The sequence below is a fragment of the Micromonospora sp. WMMD998 genome (assembly GCF_029581235.1).
Lineage (GTDB): Bacteria > Actinomycetota > Actinomycetes > Mycobacteriales > Micromonosporaceae > Micromonospora.
Genome location: NZ_CP120740.1, coordinates 1,772,505 through 1,793,951 on the forward strand (window position 1 = coordinate 1,772,505; position 21,447 = coordinate 1,793,951).

The following is a 21,447-nucleotide window of genomic DNA, read 5'->3' on the forward strand; positions in this document are numbered from 1 at the left end:
GAAGTGATCACTGATGCTCACCGGACTCTTCGCCGCCGCCCTGGCCGACCCCGGCTTGGCCCGGGCGCGTGACCTGGCGCGTTCCGGTGCCGCACAGGTCGACGGGCTCGACCTCACCGCACCCGCCGCGCTGCGCCCGTTCGCGGTCGCGGCGGTGGCCGCCGACGAGCAGGGGGCCGGGCGGCCGGTGCTCGCGGTCACCGCCACCACCCGCGAGGCCGACGACCTGGTCTCCGCGCTGGGCAGCCTGCTGCCGCCGGAGCAGGTGGCGGCCTTCCCGTCCTGGGAGACGCTGCCGCACGAACGGCTCTCACCCCGCTCCGACACGGTCGGGCGGCGTCTCGCCGTGCTGCGCCGGCTGGCCCACCCCGACTCCGCCGACGCGCACGGGCGCACCGGGCCGCTGCGGGTGGTCGTGGCACCGGTCCGGTCGCTGCTCCAGCCGCAGCTCAAGGGCCTCGGCGACCTGGAGCCGGTGCGGCTCGCCGCCGGCGAGGAGGCCGATCTTGAGGAGGTGGCCCGCCGGCTCACCGACATGGCGTACGCCCGGGTCGACCTGGTCACCAAGCGCGGCGAGTACGCCGTGCGCGGCGGCATCCTCGACGTCTTCCCGCCCACCGACGAGCACCCGTCCCGGGTCGAGTTCTGGGGCGACGAGGTGGAGGAGATCCGCACCTTCGCCGTCGCCGACCAGCGCACCATCGAGGGCGTACCGCAGCTCTGGGCGCCGCCCTGCCGCGAGCTGCTGCTGACCCCGGGCGTGCGGGCGCGGGCCGCCGCGCTCGCCGCCGAGCACCCCGAGCTGGCCGAGATCCTCGACAAGCTGGCCGAGGGCATCCCGGTCGAGGGCATGGAGTCCCTCGCCCCGGCCCTCATCGGCGCCGACGCGCTGGAGCTGCTCGTCGACTGCATGCCGGCCGGCACCCACGTACTCCTCTGCGACCCGGAGCGGATCCGCACCCGGGCGCACGACCTGGTCCGTACCTCGGAAGAGTTCCTCCAGGCGAGCTGGGCCGCAGCCGCCGTCGGCGGCCAGGCCCCGGTCGACCTCGGCGCCGCCGCCTTCAAGACCCTGGCCGAGGTACGCACGCGAGCCCGCGCCCTGCGTCAGCCCTGGTGGACGCTCGCCCCGTTCGGCCTGGTCGAGGCGGAGAGCGCGCCGGCCCGGCAGCCCTGGGAGGACGCGCCGGCCGAGGTCGACGTCACGCCGGACGACGCCATCGCGGTGAGCCTGGCCGCCCAGCCGGCCCCGCTCTATCACGGCGAGACCGCGCGGGTGGTCGACGACCTGAAGCGCTGGGCCGGCGAGGGCTGGTCGATCGCGCTGGTCTTCGAGGGCCACGGTCCCGCCCAGCGGGCGGTGGAGGTGCTCCGCGACGCCGGCCTGGGCGCGCGGCTCACCGAGGAGGTGCCCACCGCCCCCGCCCCCGGTGAGCTGCTCGTCTCCTGCGGCTGCCTGACCGCCGGCTTCGTCGACGAGGCGTCCCGGTTCGTGCTGCTGACCGGCAACGACGTCACCGGTGGCCGGGGCACCTCCACCCGCGACATGCGCAAGATGCCCAGCCGGCGGCGCAACACCATCGACCCCCTCGAGTTGCGGGCCGGCGACTTCGTGGTGCACGAGCAGCACGGCATCGGCCGGTACGTCGAGCTGGTGCAGCGCACCGTCAACGGCGCCAGCCGGGAATACCTGGTGATCGAGTACGCGGCGAGCAAGCGCGGCCAGCCCGGCGACCGGCTCTTCGTCCCCACCGACCAGCTCGACCAGCTCTCCCGCTACGTCGGCGGCGAGCAGCCCACGCTGCACAAGATGGGCGGCTCGGACTGGCAGAAGTCCAAGGCCCGGGCGCGCAAGGCGGTGCGGGAGATCGCCGCCCAGCTCATCCAGCTCTACGCCGCCCGCAAGGCGTCCAAGGGGCACAACTTCGGGCCGGACACCCCCTGGCAGCGGGAGCTGGAGGACGCGTTCCCCTGGCAGGAGACGCCGGACCAGATGGCCGCCATCGAGGAGGTCAAGCGGGACATGGAGCAGACCGTCCCGATGGACCGGCTGATCTGCGGCGACGTCGGCTACGGCAAGACCGAGATCGCGGTGCGGGCGGCGTTCAAGGCGGTGCAGGACGGCAAGCAGGTGGCCGTGCTGGTGCCGACCACGCTGCTGGTGCAGCAGCACTACAACACGTTCGCCGAGCGGATGAGCCAGTTCCCGGTGAACATCCGGCAGCTCTCCCGGTTCCAGACGCCGAAGGAGTCCGAGCGGACGCTGGAGATGGTCGCCGACGGCAGCGTCGACATCGTCATCGGCACCCACCGGCTGCTCCAGGCGGCCACCCGGTTCAAGCAACTGGGTCTGGTCATCATCGACGAGGAGCAGCGCTTCGGCGTCGAGCACAAGGAGCACCTGAAGACGCTGCGCGCCTCGGTCGACGTGCTCGCCATGTCGGCCACCCCGATCCCGCGGACGCTGGAGATGGCGATCACCGGCATCCGGGAGATGTCCACCATCGCCACCCCGCCGGAGGAGCGGCACCCGGTGCTCACGTTCGTCGGGGCGTACGACGACCGGCAGGTGGCCGCGTCCATCCACCGCGAGCTGCTCCGCGACGGGCAGGTGTTCTACCTGCACAACCGGGTCGAGTCGATCGACCGGGCGGCCCGCCGGATCCGCGAGCTGGTGCCGGAGGCGCGGGTCGCGGTGGCGCACGGCCAGATGGGCGAGGAGGCGCTGGAGAAGGTGATGGTCGGCTTCTGGGAGAAGGAGTTCGACGTGCTGGTCTGCACCACGATCGTCGAGTCGGGCATCGACATCCCGAACGCCAACACGCTCATCGTCGAGCGGGCCGACCTGCTCGGCCTGGCCCAGTTGCACCAGATCCGCGGCCGGGTCGGCCGGGGCCGGGAGCGGGCGTACGCCTACTTCCTCTACCCGGCGGACAAGCCGCTCACCGAGAACGCGCACGAGCGGCTGGCCACCATCGCCCAGCACACCGAGTTGGGCGCCGGCATGTACGTGGCGATGAAGGACCTGGAGATCCGGGGCGCCGGCAACCTGCTCGGCGGCGAGCAGTCCGGCCACATCGAGGGCGTCGGCTTCGACCTGTACGTGCGGATGGTCGGCGAGGCCGTCTCCGCGTTCAAGGGCGAGAGCACCGAGTCCGACGCCTCGGCGGCCGACGTCAAGATCGACCTGCCGATCGACGCGCACCTGCCGCACGACTACGTCGGGGTGGAGCGGTTGCGCCTGGAGATGTACCGCAAGCTCGCCGAGGCCCGCGACGCCGAGCGGCTGCGCGAGGTGGTGGCCGAGATGACGGACCGCTACGGCGAGCCGCCCGCGCCGGTGCAGAACCTGGTCGCGGTCGCGAGGTTCCGGCTGCTGGCCCGCCGCTACGGCCTGGCCGACGTGTCGATGCAGGGCAAGCACATCCGGTTCGGCCCGCTGCCGTTGCCCGACTCGAAGCAGATGCGGCTCAAGCGCTACCACCCGGACTCCGTCTACAAGCAGGCGGCCGACCAGGTGAGCGTGCCCCGGCCGAGCACCCGCCGGATCGGCGGCGAGCCGCTGCGCGACCAGGCGCTGCTGGAGTGGTGCGCCCAGCTCCTCTCCGATGTGTTGGGCGAGCCGGCGGCGGCGCAGCCGGCCGGGGCGGGGGCGCGGTGAGGTGGGCGGCGTCACAGCCGGATACGGGGCGTGAGAGAGTGACCGTCATGCGTGCTCGCCGTCTTGTCGCCGTCGCCAGCGTGGCGGTCGGCCTCGTCGCCCTCTCCGGTTGCCGTACCGAGCCCGGTGTCGCCGCCTACGTCGGCGACCACCGTGTCACCGAGGATCAGGTCTCCTCGATCCTCGACGAGGTCCGGGAGGGCCTGGCCAGCCAGCCGGCCACCGCCCCGCAGGCCGACGCCCTGCTGCCGGCCCGGGACCAGGTGGTCGCCACCCTCGTGCTGTCCGACGTGTGCCGGGCGCTCTCCGCCGACAAGGGCTACCAGCCGCAGGGCCAGGTGACCCCGGAGCAGGTTGCGGAGCAGACCGGCCTGCCCGCCGACGCGGCGTACCCGAAGAAGATGGCCGAGTTCTACACCTGCATGTCCGGCCTGCCGGCGTCCGAGCAGGCTGCCCCCACGCCGGAGGAGCTGGCCACGGTGATCTCCGCCGGCCGGGCCGCCGGCGCCATCCCGCCGGACGTCTCGGACGCCGACGCCGCCCGCCAGCTCGACGGCGAGCAGCTCCGCTCCGCGCTGGGCACCCGCAAGTCGCTCGCCGACGCCGTCGACGGGTACGACGTCTCGGTCAACCCGCGCTACCGTCCGCTGGCCTTCCCGCTGCTCAGCTTCAAGGGCAACGTGCCGGCGGTGGCCGTGCCGCTGGGCGAGCCGGGCTCGTCGGTCACCGACGTCTCCACCCCGGAGCCGGACGCCGGCGAGTCGGTGCCGGTGGTCGACCCGTCGGCGGCGCCCGGAGCATGACCGCGCGCATCGTCCTGCTGGTCACCTCGCCCCGCTTGCCGGCCGGTCTGCTGACGTCGGCGGCCTGGGACGCCGTACGCGCCGCCCCGGTCCTCACCGGCGCGGAGAGCGAGCTGACCCGGGCGGTCCGGACGGCCGGCGCCGAGGTGCGTGTGGTGGCCGAGGGCGCGACGCAGGCCCTGCTCGACGCCGCCGCGGCGCACGGCGGCGCGGTGTGGCTCGCCGGCCCGGCCGGCGACGAGGCGCTCGCCCGTGAGCTGGGGCTGCGGCTGGCCCGTCAGCCCGGGCTGGCCGAGTTGGAGCTGATGTACGGCTCCTGGGACCCGCCCGGCGCCCGGCTGCTCGACGCGGTCGAGGTGATGGACCGGCTGGCCTCGCCGGGCGGTGACCCGTGGAAGCGGGCGCAGACCCACCGCAGCCTGGCCGGCTTCCTGATCGAGGAGTGCTACGAGGCGTACGACGCGATCAGCGCCGACGACACCGACGCGCTCCGCGAGGAGTTGGGTGACGTGCTGCTCCAGGTGCTGCTGCACGCCCGGCTGGCCGAGGATCTGCCGGAGGGCGAGAGCTGGACCGTCGACGACGTGGCCGGCACCCTGGTCGACAAGATGGTGCGGCGCAACCCGCACGTGTTCTCCGGCGAGCGGGCCGGTTCGATCGAGGAGATCGAGGCGAACTGGGAGCGGATCAAGCGGGCCGAGAAGACCCGTGACTCGGTGCTCGACGGCGTCGCGTTGAGCCAGCCCGCGCTCGCCCTGGCCGCGAAGATCCTGGACCGCGCCGGTCGGGTCGGCCTGGCCGTGCCGCCACCGCTCGCGCAGTCGCAGGTGGACCCGGAGGCACGGCTCGGCGCGAGCCTGCTGGCCACGGTCGCCGCCGCCCGGCAGGCCGGCATCGACCCGGAGGCCGCGCTGCGTCGCGCCGCGCTGGCGTACGCCGACGCGGTCCGCGCCGCCGAACGCGCCACCGGAGACCGGCCCGCCTGAACCATCCCGAGCCCTCGGGGACCGTCGGGGTAGGTCGGTAGGGTTCGGGCATGGAAGCGTTCGTGCCGCTCGCGGAGCGGATCGTGGAGGCGTTGCTGGAGAGCCGGCCCGGGCTGGCCACCTCCGCCGGGGACCACCGCTACGACGACCGCCTGCCGGACCTCTCCGCCGACGCGCTCGCCGCCGACCAGGCGATGCTGAAGGACGCGGCCGACGCGCTCTCCGAGATCGACCCGGACGTGCTCGACGCCGACGAGAGCGTCGACCACGCGCTGCTCAGCGCCCTGGTCGACCGGGGGTTGTTCGAGGCGACCGAGATCCGTGGCCACGAGTGGGATCCGTTGCGGCACAACCCGGGGCCGCTGCTGCACGCGGTGCTGGCCCGGCCGTACGCGCCGGTCGAGGAGCGGCTGGCGCACCTGGCCGGGCGTCTCGCCGCCGTACCGGATGCGTTGGCGACCGCGCGCGCGACGCTGCGGGACATGCCGCGGGTCCATGCCGAGACGGCGGTCGGCCAGTTCGCCGGCACCGCGGCGCTGGTCCGCGACGAGGTGCCGGCGTTGCTCGCCGAGGCCCCGGCGCTGCGCGACCGGGTGGGGCCGGCGGCGACCGCCGCGATCGCCGCGCTCGACGAGTTCGTGGCGTGGCTGCGGGCGGGGTTGGCGGCCGACGCCGGCCCGGGGCGTGACCCGCGGCTGGGCCGGCGGCGCTGGGAGGCGCGGCTCTGGCACACGCTCGACACCGAGCTGGGCGCCGCCGAGGTGCAGCGCCGCGCCTGGGCCAACCTCGACCGGGTCACCGACGAGATCCGGGCGGCGGCCGTCGAGCTGGTCGGTGGTCCGGCCGACGACGAGACGGTACGCCGAGCGTTGGACCTGCTGGCCGCCGAGCACCCGGCCGACGCGACGATCGTGGACCTCGCCTCGGTGACGCTCGACGAGGCGGGTGACTTCGTCCGGCACCACGACCTGGTCAGCCTCGTCGACGACCCGTGCGTGATCCAGGAGATGCCGGAGTTCGCCCGGGGCGTGGCGGTGGCCTACTGCGACGCGCCGGGCCCGCTGGAGACGGCAGACCTGCCGACGTTCTACTGCATCGCGCCCACCCCGGCGGGCTGGCCGGCGCAGCGGGTCGAGTCGTTCTACCGGGAATACAACGACCACATGATCCGCAACCTGACCGTGCACGAGGCGATGCCCGGTCACTTCCTCCAGCTCGCCCACGCCCGGCGTCACGCCGGCCCGACCCGGGTGCGGGCGCTCACCGAGTCCGGCGTGTTCATCGAGGGCTGGGCGGTCTACGCCGAGGAGCTGATGGTCGGGCTCGGGTTCGGCGGCCTGCCGGTGCGGTTGCAGCAGCTCAAGATGCAGCTCCGGATGACCATCAACGCGCTGCTCGACCAGCTCGTGCACTGCGACGACCTGTCCGAGGCCGACGCGATGGCGTTGATGACCGGGCGCGGCTTCCAGGAGGAGGGCGAGGCGGCCGGCAAGTGGCGGCGGGCGTTGCTCACCTCCACCCAGCTCTCCACCTATTTCGTCGGCTACAGCGAGATGGCCGGCATCGCCGCGTCCCGGCCGGACGGCGTGCCGGTGCGCGACTGGCACGACGCGATGCTCGCGCACAACTGCCCGCCGCCGCGCCACCTGCGCACCCTGCTGGGGGTGTGAGGGGTCAGGACGTCTTCGTGCGGCGGTCCACCACGCCGGCGCCGGCCGGCATGTCGAACGCGGTGGACTCGACCGTCTCGGTGTAGCGACTCAGCGTCACCTCGGCGGGCTTGCCGTCGAGCGTGCCGGTGAAGCTGCCGAGCACTCCCTCGGTGGTCACGCAGGCGGTGAAGCGTTCTCCGGCGCTTGTGACGTCGACGCACGTGGCGTGGTGCCCGGCCAGCGTGGTGTCGGTCTGCTGGATGGCCGCCTCCGGTTCCAGCGCCGCGTCGGTGAGCAGCCGGATCACCGCCGGCGGGGTGACCAGGCCCTGCTTGCGCGCCTCGTCGTAGACGATCACCGACGGCTTGCCGGCGGTGAGCACCGGCGGGGACACGGTGCAGGAGGTGCGCCCGGCGGCGCTGGTGCACCGGGTGACCGCGTCCTGGGTCACCGTGATCTTGCCACCGGACCAGGTGTAGGTGGAGCGCAGCGGATCCGTGGTCTGCGCGATCGATGCGGTCTGTCCCCCGGCGAGCTGGTAGTCGGCGGCCCAGGTCTGCTCCAGCGCCCGGTCCATCCGGGCGGCGAGGTCGTTGACCAGGTCGGCCCGCCCGAGCGCGACGCCCGCGCCGTCCAGGGCCTGGCAGCCGGTGACCGAGAGCGACGCGATGGCCGTGGCGGCGAGCACGCGGAGAGTCGTCGAGGCGGCAGGCATGATGCCCAGCCTTGTCGATCGACGCAACCTCTCGCAAACCCGTTGCCGGTTGACGCCCGGTAAAGCGGGAATGTCCGTCTCATTCGCCGCCGTGGGGGCCGCCCCGAGCGGCGTGCCGGGAGGCGGGGACCGATACGCTGCGTTCAACACCTGCCTCAGCCGCACCGTCGCGGCCCACACCGGACCGGTACACACAAACGAGGAGCGACTCAGTGGCAACCATCGAGGGAATCGTCGCCCGGGAGATCCTGGACTCGCGGGGCAACCCGACGGTCGAGGTCGAGGTCGGGCTCGACGACGGCACGATCGCCCGCGCCGCGGTGCCGTCCGGCGCCTCCACCGGCGCGTTCGAGGCGGTCGAGCTGCGCGACGGTGACAAGGGCCGTTATCTGGGCAAGGGTGTCGAGAAGGCGGTCGCCAACATCGAGGACCGGATCGTCGACCAGCTCATCGGCTACGAGGCGAGCGAGCAGCGGCTGATCGACCAGAAGATGATCGACATCGACGGCTCGGACAACAAGGGCGAGCTGGGCGCCAACGCCATCCTCGGCGTCTCCCTGGCCGTGGCGAAGGCCGCCGCCGGCAGCGCCGAGCTGAGCCTCTTCCGCTACCTGGGCGGCCCCAACGCGCACCTGCTCCCGGTGCCGATGATGAACATCCTCAACGGCGGCGCGCACGCCGACTCGAACGTCGACATCCAGGAGTTCATGATCGCGCCGATCGGCGCGCCGACGTTCCGGGACGCGGTGCGCTCCGGCGCCGAGGTCTACCACGCGCTGAAGTCGGTGCTGAAGAAGAAGGACCTGTCGACCGGTCTCGGCGACGAGGGCGGCTTCGCCCCCAACCTGCCCACCAACGCCGCCGCGCTGGACCTGATCGCCGAGGCGGTGGAGAAGGCCGGCTACCGGCTGGGCACCGACATCGTCTTCGCGCTCGACGTGGCCGCCACCGAGTTCTTCGACAACGGCACCTACACGTTCGAGGGCAGTGCCAAGAGCGCCGAGGAGATGAGCAACTACTACACCAAGCTCGCCGGCGACTACCCGATCGTGTCCATCGAGGACCCGCTCGCCGAGGACGACTGGAGCGGCTGGGCGACCCTGACCGCCGCGCTCGGCGACCGGATCCAGATCGTCGGCGACGACCTGTTCGTGACCAACCCGCAGCGCATCGCCCGGGGCATCGCCGAGCGGGCCGCCAACGCGGTGCTGGTCAAGGTCAACCAGATCGGCTCGCTCACCGAGACGCTCGACGCCGTGGACCTGGCCCACCGGGCCGGCTTCAAGTGCATGATGAGCCACCGTTCCGGCGAGACCGAGGACACCACCATCGCCGACCTGGCGGTCGCCACCGGCTGCGGCCAGATCAAGACCGGCGCGCCGGCCCGCTCCGACCGGGTGGCGAAGTACAACCAGCTCCTGCGGATCGAGGAGGAGCTGGCCGACGCGGCGCGGTACGCCGGCGCCGGCGCGTTCCCGCGCTACCGTTCGGCCTGAGGCAGCGCTCCGGGGGAGGGGTGTGACGATGCAGCAGCGCCGCACACCGGGCGGCCAGCGGCCCGTCCGCCGGCCGGGACAGGCCGGTCGGGCGGGCGGTGCCCGGGTCCGGTCCACGGCCCGTGACGCCGGCGTCCGCGCCGAGCCGCGTGCCGCCGGCCGGTCACCCGGCGCATCCCGGGCCGCCGACGGCGTACGCTCCGCGAGCCGCCCGGCCGCGGCCCGGCGTACCGCCGCCGGTGGCACCGTCAAGCGGCTCACCGCACCCCAACCCCGGCGCTTCACCGGACGCGCGACCGTGCTGTTCGCGGTGCTGATCGCGCTCGCCCTGGCGTACACCTATCCGGTCCGGGTCTATCTGGACCAGCAGGCCGACATCGAGCGGATGGAGGCGTCCCAGGCCGAGCAGCGGAGGCTGATCGAGAGCCTCACCGCCGAGGCGGCCAAGTGGAAGGACGACGCCTACGTCGAGACCAAGGCGCGGGAACGCTTCTTCATGGTCCGGCCGGGTGAGACGGCGCTCGTGGTGCTGCGGGACGCCGAGGGCGCCGACCGGGACGCCGGCAAGGGCGCGACGTCGGGGGCGCCGACGTCGCCCGAGCCGTGGTACGACACCCTGTGGTCGAGCGTGCAGGCGGCGAACGCCGAGCGCCCCGACAAGTGAGCGACCGAGGAAGGCGTGACCCGTTGAACGTCGTACCACCGCAGGACCCGGCGGCGGACTCCGTACCCCCGCCGGAGCGCCAGCCGGCCACCGAGGCCGACCTGGCCGCGGTGGCCGCCCAGCTCGGGCGCGCGCCGCGCGGCACCCGGGCGGTGGCCCACCGGTGCCCGTGCGGCCTGCCCGACGTGGTGGAGACGACACCCCGGCTGGCCGACGGCACGCCGTTCCCGACGCTGTTCTACCTGACCTGCCCCCGGGCCACCGCCGCGTGCAGCCGGCTGGAGTCGGCCGGGCTGATGAAGGAGATGGCCGACCGGCTCGCCGCGGACCCGGACCTGGCCGCCCGCTACCGGGCGGCGCACGAGGACTATCTGACCCGCCGGGAGGCGATCGGCGAGGTCCCCGAGATCGCCGGCATCTCCGCGGGTGGGATGCCCGGCCGGGTGAAGTGCCTGCACGTGCACCTGGGTCACGCGCTCGGCGCCGGGCCGGGGGTCAACCCGCTCGGCGACGAGACGCTGGCGCTCGTGGAGAAGTGGTGGGCCGCCGGCCCCTGCGTGGACGTCCCCGCACCGTGACCACCGTCGAGCAGGTCACGATCCGTCGCGCCCGGACCGCCGACGTACGCGGCATCCGCCGGCTGGTGGACACCTACACCGACGACCGGCGGCTGCTCAGCAAGGCCACCGTCACGCTCTACGAGGACGTGCAGGAGTTCCGGGTGGCGGTGACGCCGGACGGGACGGTGGTCGGCTGCGGCGCGCTGCACGTCATGTGGGAGGACCTGGCCGAGATCCGCACCGTGGCGGTGGACCCGTCCTGCCGGGGGCACCGGCTCGGGCACCGGATCGTCGGCGAGCTGATCGACGCGGCGCGGGAGCTGGGCATCGCCCGGATCTTCGTGCTCACGTTCGAGACCGGTTTCTTCGGCGCGTTCGGCTTCCGTGAGATCGACGGCGCGCCGGTCCCGCAGCCCGTCTACGAGCAGCTCCTGCGCTCCTACGACGAAGGTGTCGCCGAGTTCCTCGACCTGGAACGGGTCAAGCCCAACACCCTCGGCAACACCCGCATGCTGCTGCGCCTCTAGGGACTGTGTCGAAGTCGGTCACAGCCACTCGTTGATCGCGGCGATGTGCACGGTGGCCTCGTAGCGGACGGCGAGTTTGTCGAAGCGGGTGGCCACGGCACGGTGGCGTTTGAGGCGGTTGATGCCGCACTCCACGGCGTGACGCTGCCGGTACCGCTGGGGGTCGAAGGCCGGTGGCCGGCCGCCCTTGGACCCCTTCTTACGCCGGTTCGCGTCCTGATCGGCCTTCGACGGGATCGTCGCGGCGATCCCACGTCGACGCAGATAGCGGCGGTTGGCCTTCGACGTGTACGCCTTATCAGCCAGGACCCGGTCCGGGCGGGTCCGGGGCCGGCCACCGCCGAGACGGGGCACCCGGATCCCGTCAAGCACCGGGATGAACTGCGGGCTGTCCCCGCGCTGCCCGGCGGTCAACACGATCGACAGCGGCTTCTGCCCCTGCTCACATGCCAGGTGCACCTTCGTGGTCAGCCCACCGCGCGAGCGACCGAGCGCATGGTCGTCCGGCTCGACCGTGACCCCGCCCGGCGGCTCGACCTGCAGATCCCCCTTTTACGCGCCCCAGCGGCGTGCTGATGCGCCCGAGCGACCGTCGAGTCCACCGACACGTCCCACACGACGCGTCCGCCCCCGTCAGCCAGGGCCTGTAACACGGTCAGGATCGTCGCCCAGGTCCCATCGCGCTGCCAACGCCGGAACAGCGCGTACACCGCCGCCCAGGACCCGTAACACTCCGGGACGTCCCGCCACGGGGCACCAACCCGTACCCGCCACCGAATCCCATCAATGAGCTGCCGTTTCGTCCATGTCGACGGCCGACCCGGCCGACGCCCCGCAGGCAGCAACGGCTCCAGCGCCGCCCACTGTGCGTCGGTCAGGTCATGCCGCCTCGTCACCGCTAGGGTGTCCACGAGGTCTCCGGTGTTCGGGTTCTGCTTGGTCGCTGAACCAGATACCGGAGACCTCGCTACATCTCGAACACCGACACGCCAAGACCCTCACCCAACAACTCAAGCCCTGGCACCGACTTCGACACAGGCCCTAGAGCCGGCCGGCGCTGCCGTAGGGTGGCGGCGTGAGCGCGCGCGTGGGGGCCATCGACTGCGGGACCAACTCGATCCGACTGCTGATCGCCGACCTGCCGGATCCGTCCGCCGGGCCGTCGGCGCCGCTCGTGGACGTCAGCCGGCGGATGGAGATCGTCCGGCTGGGGCAGGGCGTCGACCGCACCGGCAGGCTCGCGCCCGAGGCGATCGAGCGGACCCGGGTCGCGCTCGCCGACTACGCCGCGGAGATCGACAAGGCCGGCGTCGACCGGGTACGGATGTGCGCCACCTCCGCCTCCCGCGACGCCTCCAACGCCGAGGACTTCCGGACCATGGTCGAGCGGACGCTCGGCGTACCGCCGGAGGTGGTGACCGGCGACGAGGAGGCCCGGCTCTCGTTCACCGGCGCGGTGCGCGGCCTGCCCGCCGACGCCGAACCGCCGTACCTGGTGGTCGACATCGGCGGCGGCTCCACCGAGTTCGTGGTCGGCACCCGCTCCGGCGGCGTGGGCGGGGCGATCTCGGTGGACATCGGCTGCGTCCGGATGACCGAACGGCACCTGCACGGCGACCCGCCCGGCCCGGCCGAGATCGCCGCCGCCGAGGCGGACATCGCGGCGGCGGTGGACCGGGCGCTCGCCGCCGTGCCCGGCCGGGAGGCCGCCACGCTTGTCGGGCTCGCCGGTTCGGTCACCACCGTGGTCGCCCTGGCCGAAGGACTCCGGGAGTACGACCCGAGCCGCATCCACCACGCCCGGGTCCCGTACGCCCGGGTGGCGTCGGTGACCGGCTACCTGCTCGGCGCCACCCGGGAGCAGCGGCTGGCCGAGCCGGTGATGCATCCCGGCCGGGCGGACGTGATCGGCGCCGGCGCGCTGGTGCTGCGCATCATCATGGAGCGGGCCGGCATGCCGTCGGTGGTCGCCTCCGAACACGACATCCTCGACGGCATCGCCTGGAGCCTCGCGTAATCGCGGTCGACTCGCCTGGCGACTGGCCTGGTCTGGTCGATTCGCCTGGTGAGGGGCCTGAGCGGGCTCTTTGGCCAGGAGCACCGGTCGATGCCGCAGCCCGCTCCCGCCAGGCACAGGCCGGAGACCCGGCGCGCGACGTCGTCGAACGTGACGCCGAGCTACGGCGGCTGGCCGAGTGATCCACCCGATCGCACCGGGGGCGATGGTCCATCTTTCGGGTTAGCCGTCCCACTTGCCGAGAGGCCGGGTGGGACGGACGCCAGCTCGGCGAAGTGGCGGTATCCGGCTGGCGGGATGCCACCACTTCACCGAACTGGTGTCGATCATTGACCGAAACTCGCCAATCGCGCTGCGTCGCTTGCGCTCAGTCGGAAGACAGGTCCGGTCGGTGCTCCCGCACCCACTTCTCGACGTCCGACTTCCGCCAGATCTGGCCCATCTTGAGCACCTGATACGGGGCGGGGAAGTCGCGCCGGGAGGCGACCACCGACGCGCGGGCGCGCGAGACGCCGCCGAGCATGTCTCGGATCTCGGCGATTCCCACGAACTCGAGCACACCTTGACGGTAGGTACCGCCGACTGTTCGACGGGCGATAACAGCGATCGGGGTTGACGACCGATAACAACGCGAGCACGATCAGGGGATGAGCGCGCCGAATGCCTCTCCCGTACCCGATCGCGGTCGCCGGGTCGTGCGACCGCACCTGCCGATGCGGCCACGCTGGCTCTGCCGGGTGTGCGCGGGCCCGTGGCCGTGCCAGCCGGCCCGCCTGTTGCTGCTGATGGACTACCGGCGTGACCGCGTCGCCCTGTCGATCTACATGGCGGCCTGCCTGTTCGACGCGACGGCCGACCTGCTGCACCAGAACCCCGAACCGCAGGACCTGTTCGACCGCTTCCTCGGCTGGGCCGCCCGCCCCCCGCTCCGGTGATCAAGGAGTTTGCGTCGGATTCACCGTCGGCGCCCGACGCGAACTCCTTGATCACCGGCGGCGGGGCGAAGGTATGGTGTTCTTGACGGTATTCTTTAATGCGGACTAGTGTGTGGAACGTGGATGCAACGCAACTCCTCAAGGGTGTGCTCGATCTCGCCGTGCTCGCCGTGCTCAAGGACGAGGACGGATACGGCTACGACATCCTCCGCCGGCTGCGCGAGGCCGGGCTGACCGAGGTCGGCGACGCCTCGGTCTACGGCACCCTGCGCCGGCTCTTCGCAGGCGGCCTGCTGACCACCTACGTGGTGCCGAGCGAGTCCGGGCCGCACCGCAAGTACTACTCGCTGAACGCCGCCGGGCGCGACCAACTCACCCGCTCCGGCAAGACCTGGCGCTCGTTCGCCACCACCATGGACGCACTGCTCGACGATCGGGGGATGGCGGCATGACCGTCACTGGGCAGGAGATCACGGACTACGTCGACCGGGTGCGGGCCGCGCTCGCCGACCTCCCGCCGACGCTCCGAGACGAGTTGACCGAGGACCTTCCGGAGCACCTCGCCGAGGTGGCGGCCGAGGGCGACGACGCGCTCGTCGACCGGCTCGGCACGCCCGAGGCGTACGCGGCCGAGCTGCGCGCCGCCGCCGGCGCCGGGGAGGGGCAGCGACCGGCGCGCTTCCACCGCCTGGCCGAGGTGCGGGAGCAGGCGGTCACCCAGTTGCGCCTGATGGACCGCCAGCTCGGCCCGGTGCTCGGGCACGAGACGGTGAGCGACTTCCTGCGCCCGCTCCGCCCGGCCTGGTGGCTGGTGCGCGGCTGGCTGGCCGCCCTGCTCGTGTCCGCGATGACGGATGGGCAGGTCGGGCTGGTGCCGCGGCTCGGCACCAACACCTCCGCCGGATTGCTGGTGCTCATCGGCGCGGTCGTCGCGTCGGTGTGGTGGGGTCACCGTTCCGCCGGCCTCGCCGGGTGGCCGCGACGGCTGCACCACCTGGGCACCGCCGCGCTGCTGTTGTTCTCGGTCGCCGTGCTTGCCGAGGTGGACCAGCGTGCCGGCGGCGTCAACCCCGCCGACTACGAGCAGGTGTCGGTGGATCACCGGTACGACCGGATCGAGGACGTCTTCGTCTACGACCAGCAGGGACGCCTGATCCGCGACGCCCAGCTCTTCGACCAGAACGGCGTGCCGATCCGGCTCGGCTGGCCCAACTGTCTCGACTCGTACGGCGCCGTGCCCGCGCCGCGCAACGCCTACCCGTACTGCCCGGAACTGGCCCCGTTCGGGCCGCCGGCCCCACCCGCGCCCACGCGGACCAGCGCACCCGCGCCGACCGCGAGCGCCACGCCCACGCGCACGCCCGCCCCCGACGCTTCGACGGTGTCGGAGTCGCCGGCTCCGACACCAACCACCTGACCGTCGCCGCCACGAACGCCGTCCCGCGTCCGCCTCGCCTACCACCGTGGGGCGGGCGCGGCTGCTGTGCGGGCATCCGTTGGCAGGAGGTGAATGCCACTGTTGTTCCGTCTTCCCCGGGCCCATGATCGCGTGGCACGCTACCGGCACGTGACACCCAACTGTGCGACCAGCCAACGTTGACTGACCGCTAGGAGGACGGCCCCATGGGCGAAATGGTGAGCTTCACCGGCAACGGGGAGACGAGCGAGGGGTATCTCGCGATACCCTCCGGCGGTGCGGCCAGCCCGGCGGTCATCGTCATCCAGGACTGGTGGGGGCTGGTGCCCCACGTGCGGGCCGTGGTCGACCGGTTCGCCGAGGCCGGCTTCGTCGCCCTCGCGCCCGACTTCCGGCACGGCGGCCCGGCCGTCAAGCCGACCGAGCCCCGGCAGATGTTGAACAGCACGCAGATGGACGAGGCGGCGAGCGACATCGCCGCCGCCGCCGAATACCTCGCCAACCGGCCCGAGGTCGCCGGCAAGGTGGGCTGCGCCGGGTTCTGCGCGGGCGCCAGCCTGGCCCTGTGGTCCGGCACGTCCTCCGAGCGGATCGTCGCCACCGCCGGCTTCTACCCTCGGCTGCCCTGGGAGGGCATGCCCGCCGACAGCGACGACTGGGCCGGCTACGCCGGGAAAGCCGCGCTCATCCACTGCTCCGAGGCCGACGGCCTGTCCGCCGCCGACGGGGTGCAGGACGTACGCCGGTCCATCGAGGCGGCCGGTGGCACCTGTCAGACGTTCGACTACCCGGGCACCGCGCACGCGTTCTTCAACGAGGACCGGCCCGAGCACTTCGACCAGCGGGCCGCCGCCACCGCGTGGGCCCGCACGCTGGAACTGTTCCGGGCGAAGCTTGGCTGAGTCGCGTACCCCCGGGGACGTGGTCGCCCGCGCCGCGCGGGCGACCGACCTGGCCGACCTCGACGGCGCGGTGAGCGACTGTTTCGCCTGCCCCCGGCTGGTGGCGTGGCGCGAGGAGGTGGCCCGGGTCAAGCGGGCCGCGTTCCGCGACCAGGACTACTGGGGGCGGCCGGTGCCCGGCTTCGGCCCGCCGGACGCGCGGATCGCCATCCTCGGACTGGCGCCCGCCGCGCACGGCGGCAACCGCACCGGCCGGGTCTTCACCGGGGACCGCTCCGGCGACGTGCTCTTCGCCGCGCTGCACCGGGCCGGGCTGGCCAACCAGCCGACGAGCGTCGCCGCCGGCGACGGCCTGAGGCTGCGGGACACCCGCGTCTTCGCCGCCGTGCGCTGCGCGCCGCCGGACAACAAACCCACCCCGGCCGAGCGGGACACCTGCGCGCCGTGGCTGCACCGCGAGGTCGAGTTGGTCCGCCCCACGCTGCGCGTCGTGGTCGCCCTGGGCGCGTTCGCGTGGGCCGCGTGGTGGCCGGTGCTACGCCAGGTGTACGGACAGCGCCCGCCCACACCGCGACCGGCGTTCGGGCATGGGGCACACTGGTCCGGCGAGTCCGTGCCGGCGGTGCTCGGCTGCTATCACGTCAGCCAGCAGAACACGTTCACCGGCCGGCTCACGCCCTCGATGCTGGACGACGTGTTCACCCGGGCGAAGCACCTGTCCGGGGTGGACTGACACACCTGAGGCGGTGGAATGGATTTCGGCGTGCTGCGCAGGTGGTGGCCGGTCGCGGCGGTGGCGGCACTGCTCGCGGTCGCCGCGCTCGCCGCCGGTCACTCCGCCATCGGGGCCAGCCGGATCCCGCCCGCCGTCCCGTACGCGCCGAAATATCCGTCGCCCGAGGCGGTGCCGTCGATCCGGATCGAGCCCCGGGAAGTGGGCGAGCCCAGCTCGGGCGGAGTGCCCGACTGGCTGGGCACCGTCGCCGTGGCGCTGCTGTCCGTGATCGTGCTGGCCGGCGTCGGCTACGCGCTGTGGAGCATCCTCCGTGCCCTGCCGCGCCGGAAGACCCGCGCGGTGGCGGCACGGCGCACCCGGCGTACCGCCGAGGGCACCGCCCGCGAGGTGGTGGCGGCCCTGGACGCCGGCCTGGTCGAGCTGGACGACCGGTCCACCGACCCGCGGACCGCGGTGATCGCCTGCTGGGTCCGGCTGGAGGAGGCCGCCGAGGACGCCGGCGTGCCCCGGCAGACCGGCGACACCCCCACCGACCTGGTCAGCAGGTTGCTGCGCGGTGACCCGGCGGCCGGCATCCCGGCGATCGCCAGCGCCGACGTGCTGGACGGCTTCGCACACGTCTACCGGGAGGCCCGCTACGCCACCCACGCGGTCGACGAGCGCATGCGGGACCAGGCCCGGGCCGCGCTGCGGCGGCTGCGCGGCGAGCTGACAAGCGTGGCGGGTCCGGTATGAGCACCAGCATCGACGATCTGCTCGGCTCCGGCGAGGAGCCCGCCGGGGCCGCGGAACAGCCCTCGGGCGGCCGGGCGCGGAGGCTGCTACGGACCGCCGCGATCACCGCCGCCGTGGTGGTGGTGATCGTGGTCGGCCTGCGCGCGGTGGGCCTGCGGGTGCCGATCTGGATCATCGTGGCGGGTGTGCTCGCGGTGCTCGCCGTCCGCCGGGTCACCGCCGCGCTCTCCCCTCCGCCGCCACCCCGCGCCGGCCTCCGCACCTCCGCCGGCGGGGAGGAGCCCGGCACCTGGAACTGGTCCGCCCGGGACGCGCTGCGGACCGCCATCAACGGCTGGGAACGACCACTCGACTGGTGCTCCGACAACCGGGAACGGTTCACCGAGCGGGTGCTGCCCCGCCTGGGCGAGTTGGCCGACGAGCGGCTGCGCCAGCGGCACGGCGTGACCCGCGAGTCCGACCCGGCGCGCGCCCGTGCCCTGCTGGGCGAGCCGCTCTGGACGTTCCTCGGCACCCCCGCCCGCCGCCCCCCGACGCCGCGCGACCTCGCGGCGATCGTCGCCGAACTGGAGAAACTCTGATGAACGACGTGGACCGGAGCATGCCCCCCGCCGAGGTGGGCCGGCTCGCCCGGGCCGTCCTGGACGCGGTCGGCACCGTCGTGGTCGGCAAGCGCGACGCGCTGGAACTGGTGCTGGCGGGCATCCTCGCCGGCGGGCACGTGCTGCTGGAGGACCTGCCCGGCCTGGGCAAGACACTCACCGCGCGGTGCTTCGCGCAGGCGCTCGGGCTGGATTTCCGCCGGCTCCAGTTCACCCCCGACCTGCTGCCCGCCGACGTCACCGGCTCCTTCCTCTACGACCAGAGCAGCGGCGACTTCTCGTTCCGGGCCGGGCCGCTCTTCACCAACCTGCTGCTCGCCGACGAGATCAACCGGACGCCGCCGAAGACCCAGTCGGCGCTGCTGGAGGCGATGCAGGAGAAGCAGGTCTCGGTGGAGGGCGTGACCTACCGGCTGGACGAGCCGTTCCACGTGCTCGCCACCGCCAACCCGATCGAGTACGAGGGCACCTACCCGCTGCCCGAGGCGCAGCTCGACCGGTTCCTGCTGCGCGTCTCGTTCGGCTACCCGACCCACGACGAGGAATGGGACGTGCTGCGCCGGCGGATCGCCCGCCGCCGCGAGGAGGCCGAGATCAAACCGGTGGTGGACGCCGGCACGCTGCGCGCCATGCAGGCCGCGCTGGAGGACGTGGTCGTCGAGGACTCGATCGGCCGGTACATCGTGTCGCTCACCGCCGCCACCCGGGAGCACCCGTCGGTGCTCGTCGGCGCGTCACCGCGCGGCTCGCTGGCGCTGCTGCTGCTGTCCCGCACCCGCGCGGTGCTCGCCAACCGGGACTACGTCGTGCCGGAGGACGTGAAGGCGGTGGCCGCGCCCGCGCTGGCGCACCGGATCACGCTGCGGCCGGAGATGTGGCTGCGCCGGGTGGACCCGGCGTTCGTCGTCGGTGAGGTGCTCGACTCGACGCCCGCCCCGGCCAGCGGCGCGCTGCCCAGCTACGCCGCCGGGCGCTGATGGACGTGCGGGCCGAGCCGGCGGGCGGCTGGGCGCCCACCTGGGCGCTCGGCCGGGCCGTGCTGCTCACCGGCGTGCTGATCGTCGCGGCCGTGCTGCTCGGCCGGATCGACCTGGTGGTGCTGGCCACGCCGTTCGCGCTCGGCACCGCGTACGCGCTGCGCCGCCGCCCGGCCGCCCAGCCGGAGCTGGAGCTGAGCGTCGGCGACACCCACCTGGTCGAGGGCGCGCCGATGGCCGCCACGGTGGCGGTCGCCAACCCGGACCTGATCGGGTACGACATGGCGGTGGTGCGGACCCGGATGTCCCCGTGGCTGCGGGTGGAGCAGGTCGGTTTCGGTGGCGCGGCGGTGGACGTGAGCCGCTCCGGCGGCGCGGACCGGCCGTTCGTCACCTCCGTGCCCCCGGGCAGCGCGGTCGACCTGGAGCTGACCGGCAGCGCGCTGCGCTGGGGCCGGCACCCGGTCGGCCCGGCCGGTGTCCGGGTCGCCGCCGCCGACGGGCTGCTCGTCTCCCGAGCGGTGATCACCGACGCGATCCGGGCCCGGGTCTATCCGCGCACCGAGCCGTTTGACGCGGTCGAGGCGATGCCCCGGGCCGCCGGGCTGGTCGGCGGGCACCGGTCCCGGCGGCCGGGGGAGAGCGGCGAACTGGCCGGCGTGCGCGTCTTCGCCCCCGGGGACCGGCTGCGCCGGATCGACTGGCGGGTGTCGCTGCGGGCCCGCCAACTGCACGTGGCCGCCACCCTCTCCGACCGGGACGCCGAGGTGGTGGTGCTGCTGGACGTGCTGGCCGAGGCGGGCCGATCCGGTGGCGTACGCGGACCGGCGTCGGTGCTCGACACCACCGTCCGGGCCGCCGCCGCGATCGCCGAGCACTACCTGCACCGGGGCGACCGGGTGGCGCTGCTGGAGTACGGTCCGGCCGCCCGGCGACTGCGCCCGGCGACCGGCCGGCGGCAATACCTGACGGTGCTGGAGTGGCTGCTCGACGTGCACGCCGAGTCCTCCCCGCACGAGCCGTACGACCAGGTGTTCGGCCCGCAGGTGCTCTCCTCGGACGCGCTCGTGGTGGTGCTCACGCCGCTGCTCGACGAACGGTCGGCGCAGATGCTGGCCCGGCTGGCGCGGGGCGGCCGGTTCGTGGTCGCGGTGGACACGCTGCCGGCCGAGTTGCCGGTGCCGAAGGACCGGGGCTGGGCCGAGGTGGCGTACCGGCTGTGGCGGCTGGACCGGGACACGATGATCGGCCAGCTCCGCGAGCACGGCGTGCCGGTGGTGCGGTGGGCCGGCGCGGGCAGCCTGGACGAGGTGCTGCGCGACGTGGCCCGCCTGGCCACCGCCCCCCGGGTGGGGGGCCGGTGAGCGCGAGGAACGCAGCGGAGCGGAGTCCCGCAGTCGCGAACGAAGGGCGGGCACGATGAACGCCGTGGTCGACCGGATGCGCGGGCTGCGGTACCGGGCCGCGCGGGTCAGCGCGCTCCCGCTGCTGGTGCGGGGCGGCATCTTCCTCGCCGTGCTGGCCGGCTTCCTGCTCGCGTACCCGGCGGAGGCCCTGGCCCCGCGGGCGCTGCTGGCCCTGACCGTGGCCGCGGTGCTGCCGGCGGTCGGGCCGCGCCGGATCTGGCCGACCTTCACCGCGCTCGTGACGGTCGCCGGCTGGCTGCTGGCCGCGCTCGGCTTCGACCGGCCGCCGGCGCTGTGGCGGCTGCTCGCCGTGGCCACGCTGCTCTATCTGGCGCACACGCTCTGCGCGCTCGCCGCGCTGCTGCCCTACGACGGGTTGATCGACCCGGACCTGGTGCTGCGGTGGCTGACCCGGGCCGGCGGGGTGGTGCTGGCGAGCGCGGTGCTCGGCATCGTCCTGGCCTGGCTCGGCGGGGTCGGCGGCAGCGGCGGCACACAGGCGGCGACCGTGGCGGGGCTGCTGGTCGCGGTGGGGCTGAGCGCGCTGCTGGGGTGGCTGCTGCGTCGCAGGTGACGGGACATCCGGGGCACGTTGCGCAGGTCACACCGGTTGTGCTCCGTCACAGAAGGGGGTCTCGCGCGGGATTACCCGAGCC

General features: G+C 73.6%; 21 protein-coding genes and 1 pseudogene. 19 read left to right on the plus strand and 3 right to left on the minus strand.

Annotation, left to right across the window (positions count from 1 at the left end):
- Positions 1-13 precede the first annotated feature (13 nt).
- The 4 genes from mfd to O7619_RS08505 are packed head-to-tail and all read left to right on the plus strand — an operon-like array spanning position 14 to position 7,120.
- Positions 14-3,661 carry a transcription-repair coupling factor gene (mfd, locus tag O7619_RS08490; protein ID WP_282286815.1) on the plus strand — a complete coding sequence of 1,216 codons (3,648 nt, stop codon included), beginning with the start codon at positions 14-16 and terminating at the stop codon, positions 3,659-3,661.
- Positions 3,662-3,708: 47 nt separating this feature from the next.
- Positions 3,709-4,464 carry a hypothetical protein gene (locus O7619_RS08495; protein ID WP_282286816.1) on the plus strand — a complete coding sequence of 252 codons (756 nt, stop codon included), beginning with the start codon at positions 3,709-3,711 and terminating at the stop codon, positions 4,462-4,464.
- A complete protein-coding gene (locus O7619_RS08500) occupies positions 4,461-5,450 on the plus strand; it encodes a nucleoside triphosphate pyrophosphohydrolase (RefSeq protein ID WP_282286817.1) in 990 nt (329 codons plus the stop codon). Before O7619_RS08495 ends, O7619_RS08500 begins: the two co-directional genes overlap by 4 nt.
- Before the next feature lie 50 nt (positions 5,451-5,500).
- Complete coding sequence (locus O7619_RS08505; protein ID WP_282286818.1) at positions 5,501-7,120, plus strand: DUF885 domain-containing protein; 1,620 nt, start codon at positions 5,501-5,503, stop codon at positions 7,118-7,120.
- A 4-nt stretch (positions 7,121-7,124) separates the two neighbouring features.
- Here the strand turns inward: O7619_RS08505 and O7619_RS08510 are convergent, their stop codons facing one another.
- Positions 7,125-7,817 (minus strand): hypothetical protein, encoded by a 693-nt coding sequence (locus O7619_RS08510; protein ID WP_282286819.1) that lies wholly within the window; start codon positions 7,815-7,817, stop codon positions 7,125-7,127.
- A 212-nt stretch (positions 7,818-8,029) separates the two neighbouring features.
- On the opposite strand from O7619_RS08510, the gene eno reads away from it, so the two are divergent.
- The 4 genes from eno to O7619_RS08530 are packed head-to-tail and all read left to right on the plus strand — an operon-like array spanning position 8,030 to position 11,064.
- A complete protein-coding gene (gene eno, locus O7619_RS08515; protein ID WP_282286820.1) occupies positions 8,030-9,313 on the plus strand; it encodes a phosphopyruvate hydratase in 1,284 nt (427 codons plus the stop codon).
- Positions 9,314-9,341: 28 nt separating this feature from the next.
- On the plus strand, positions 9,342-9,977 hold the full coding sequence (locus O7619_RS08520; protein WP_282286822.1) for a septum formation initiator family protein: 636 nt from the start codon (positions 9,342-9,344) through the stop codon (positions 9,975-9,977).
- A 23-nt stretch (positions 9,978-10,000) separates the two neighbouring features.
- Positions 10,001-10,555: a DUF501 domain-containing protein gene (locus O7619_RS08525; RefSeq protein WP_282286825.1), complete on the plus strand. Its 555-nt coding sequence runs from the start codon at positions 10,001-10,003 to the stop codon at positions 10,553-10,555.
- Positions 10,552-11,064, plus strand: a complete 513-nt coding sequence (locus tag O7619_RS08530) for an amino-acid N-acetyltransferase (protein ID WP_282286827.1) — start codon at positions 10,552-10,554, stop codon at positions 11,062-11,064. Before O7619_RS08525 ends, O7619_RS08530 begins: the two co-directional genes overlap by 4 nt.
- A gap of 18 nt (positions 11,065-11,082) precedes the next feature.
- Here O7619_RS08530 and O7619_RS08535 read toward each other — a convergent pair.
- Positions 11,083-11,975 (minus strand): annotated as a pseudogene (locus O7619_RS08535) (IS5 family transposase).
- Positions 11,976-12,151: 176 nt separating this feature from the next.
- On the opposite strand from O7619_RS08535, the gene O7619_RS08540 reads away from it, so the two are divergent.
- Positions 12,152-13,081 (plus strand): Ppx/GppA phosphatase family protein, encoded by a 930-nt coding sequence (locus O7619_RS08540; RefSeq protein ID WP_282288736.1) that lies wholly within the window; start codon positions 12,152-12,154, stop codon positions 13,079-13,081.
- A 367-nt stretch (positions 13,082-13,448) separates the two neighbouring features.
- Here O7619_RS08540 and O7619_RS08545 read toward each other — a convergent pair whose 3' ends face one another.
- Entirely contained in the window at positions 13,449-13,628 is a 180-nt protein-coding gene (locus tag O7619_RS08545; protein WP_089157072.1) for a hypothetical protein, read from the minus strand.
- A gap of 100 nt (positions 13,629-13,728) precedes the next feature.
- On the opposite strand from O7619_RS08545, the gene O7619_RS08550 reads away from it, so the two are divergent.
- The 10 genes from O7619_RS08550 to O7619_RS08595 all read left to right on the plus strand — a co-directional run bounded on the left by O7619_RS08550 (position 13,729) and on the right by O7619_RS08595 (position 21,365).
- Entirely contained in the window at positions 13,729-14,016 is a 288-nt protein-coding gene (locus O7619_RS08550) for a hypothetical protein (RefSeq protein WP_282286829.1), read from the plus strand.
- 119 nt (positions 14,017-14,135) lie between these two features.
- On the plus strand, positions 14,136-14,468 hold the full coding sequence (locus O7619_RS08555) for a PadR family transcriptional regulator (protein ID WP_281584916.1): 333 nt from the start codon (positions 14,136-14,138) through the stop codon (positions 14,466-14,468).
- A complete protein-coding gene (locus tag O7619_RS08560; RefSeq protein ID WP_282286831.1) occupies positions 14,465-15,433 on the plus strand; it encodes a hypothetical protein in 969 nt (322 codons plus the stop codon). Before O7619_RS08555 ends, O7619_RS08560 begins: the two co-directional genes overlap by 4 nt.
- 206 nt (positions 15,434-15,639) lie before the next feature.
- Complete coding sequence (locus O7619_RS08565) at positions 15,640-16,335, plus strand: dienelactone hydrolase family protein (RefSeq protein ID WP_282286832.1); 696 nt, start codon at positions 15,640-15,642, stop codon at positions 16,333-16,335.
- 19 nt (positions 16,336-16,354) lie between these two features.
- Entirely contained in the window at positions 16,355-17,068 is a 714-nt protein-coding gene (locus O7619_RS08570) for a uracil-DNA glycosylase (RefSeq protein ID WP_282288739.1), read from the plus strand.
- 18 nt (positions 17,069-17,086) lie between these two features.
- On the plus strand, positions 17,087-17,806 hold the full coding sequence (locus O7619_RS08575; RefSeq protein ID WP_282286833.1) for a DUF4129 domain-containing protein: 720 nt from the start codon (positions 17,087-17,089) through the stop codon (positions 17,804-17,806).
- A complete protein-coding gene (locus O7619_RS08580; protein WP_282286834.1) occupies positions 17,803-18,387 on the plus strand; it encodes a hypothetical protein in 585 nt (194 codons plus the stop codon). The genes O7619_RS08575 and O7619_RS08580 overlap by 4 nt, the downstream gene beginning before the upstream one ends.
- The gene (locus tag O7619_RS08585) at positions 18,387-19,385 is read left to right on the plus strand and encodes a MoxR family ATPase (RefSeq protein WP_282286835.1); all 999 of its coding nucleotides are present in this window, start codon (positions 18,387-18,389) and stop codon (positions 19,383-19,385) included. Before O7619_RS08580 ends, O7619_RS08585 begins: the two co-directional genes overlap by 1 nt.
- Positions 19,385-20,749, plus strand: coding sequence for a DUF58 domain-containing protein (locus O7619_RS08590; protein WP_282286836.1), 1,365 nt, complete (start codon positions 19,385-19,387; stop codon positions 20,747-20,749). The genes O7619_RS08585 and O7619_RS08590 overlap by 1 nt, the downstream gene beginning before the upstream one ends.
- A gap of 55 nt (positions 20,750-20,804) precedes the next feature.
- A complete protein-coding gene (locus O7619_RS08595) occupies positions 20,805-21,365 on the plus strand; it encodes a hypothetical protein (RefSeq protein WP_282286838.1) in 561 nt (186 codons plus the stop codon).
- Positions 21,366-21,447: the final 82 nt, after the last annotated feature.

What these genes read in the sequence shown, in the direction of transcription:
- O7619_RS08580 (WP_282286834.1), top strand. Translation starts at nt 17,803, where the DNA reads ATGAGCACCAGCATCGACGATCTGCTCGGCTCCGGCGAGGAGCCCGCC.
- O7619_RS08495 (WP_282286816.1), top strand. Translation starts at nt 3,709, where the DNA reads ATGCGTGCTCGCCGTCTTGTCGCCGTCGCCAGCGTGGCGGTCGGCCTC.
- O7619_RS08575 (WP_282286833.1), top strand. Translation starts at nt 17,087, where the DNA reads ATGGATTTCGGCGTGCTGCGCAGGTGGTGGCCGGTCGCGGCGGTGGCG.
- O7619_RS08565 (WP_282286832.1), top strand. Translation starts at nt 15,640, where the DNA reads ATGGGCGAAATGGTGAGCTTCACCGGCAACGGGGAGACGAGCGAGGGG.
- O7619_RS08510 (WP_282286819.1), bottom strand. Translation starts at nt 7,817, where the DNA reads ATGCCTGCCGCCTCGACGACTCTCCGCGTGCTCGCCGCCACGGCCATC.
- O7619_RS08550 (WP_282286829.1), top strand. Translation starts at nt 13,729, where the DNA reads ATGAGCGCGCCGAATGCCTCTCCCGTACCCGATCGCGGTCGCCGGGTC.
- O7619_RS08520 (WP_282286822.1), top strand. Translation starts at nt 9,342, where the DNA reads ATGCAGCAGCGCCGCACACCGGGCGGCCAGCGGCCCGTCCGCCGGCCG.
- O7619_RS08505 (WP_282286818.1), top strand. Translation starts at nt 5,501, where the DNA reads ATGGAAGCGTTCGTGCCGCTCGCGGAGCGGATCGTGGAGGCGTTGCTG.
- O7619_RS08590 (WP_282286836.1), top strand. Translation starts at nt 19,385, where the DNA reads ATGGACGTGCGGGCCGAGCCGGCGGGCGGCTGGGCGCCCACCTGGGCG.
- mfd (WP_282286815.1), top strand. Translation starts at nt 14, where the DNA reads ATGCTCACCGGACTCTTCGCCGCCGCCCTGGCCGACCCCGGCTTGGCC.
- O7619_RS08560 (WP_282286831.1), top strand. Translation starts at nt 14,465, where the DNA reads ATGACCGTCACTGGGCAGGAGATCACGGACTACGTCGACCGGGTGCGG.
- O7619_RS08500 (WP_282286817.1), top strand. Translation starts at nt 4,461, where the DNA reads ATGACCGCGCGCATCGTCCTGCTGGTCACCTCGCCCCGCTTGCCGGCC.
- O7619_RS08585 (WP_282286835.1), top strand. Translation starts at nt 18,387, where the DNA reads ATGAACGACGTGGACCGGAGCATGCCCCCCGCCGAGGTGGGCCGGCTC.
- O7619_RS08595 (WP_282286838.1), top strand. Translation starts at nt 20,805, where the DNA reads ATGAACGCCGTGGTCGACCGGATGCGCGGGCTGCGGTACCGGGCCGCG.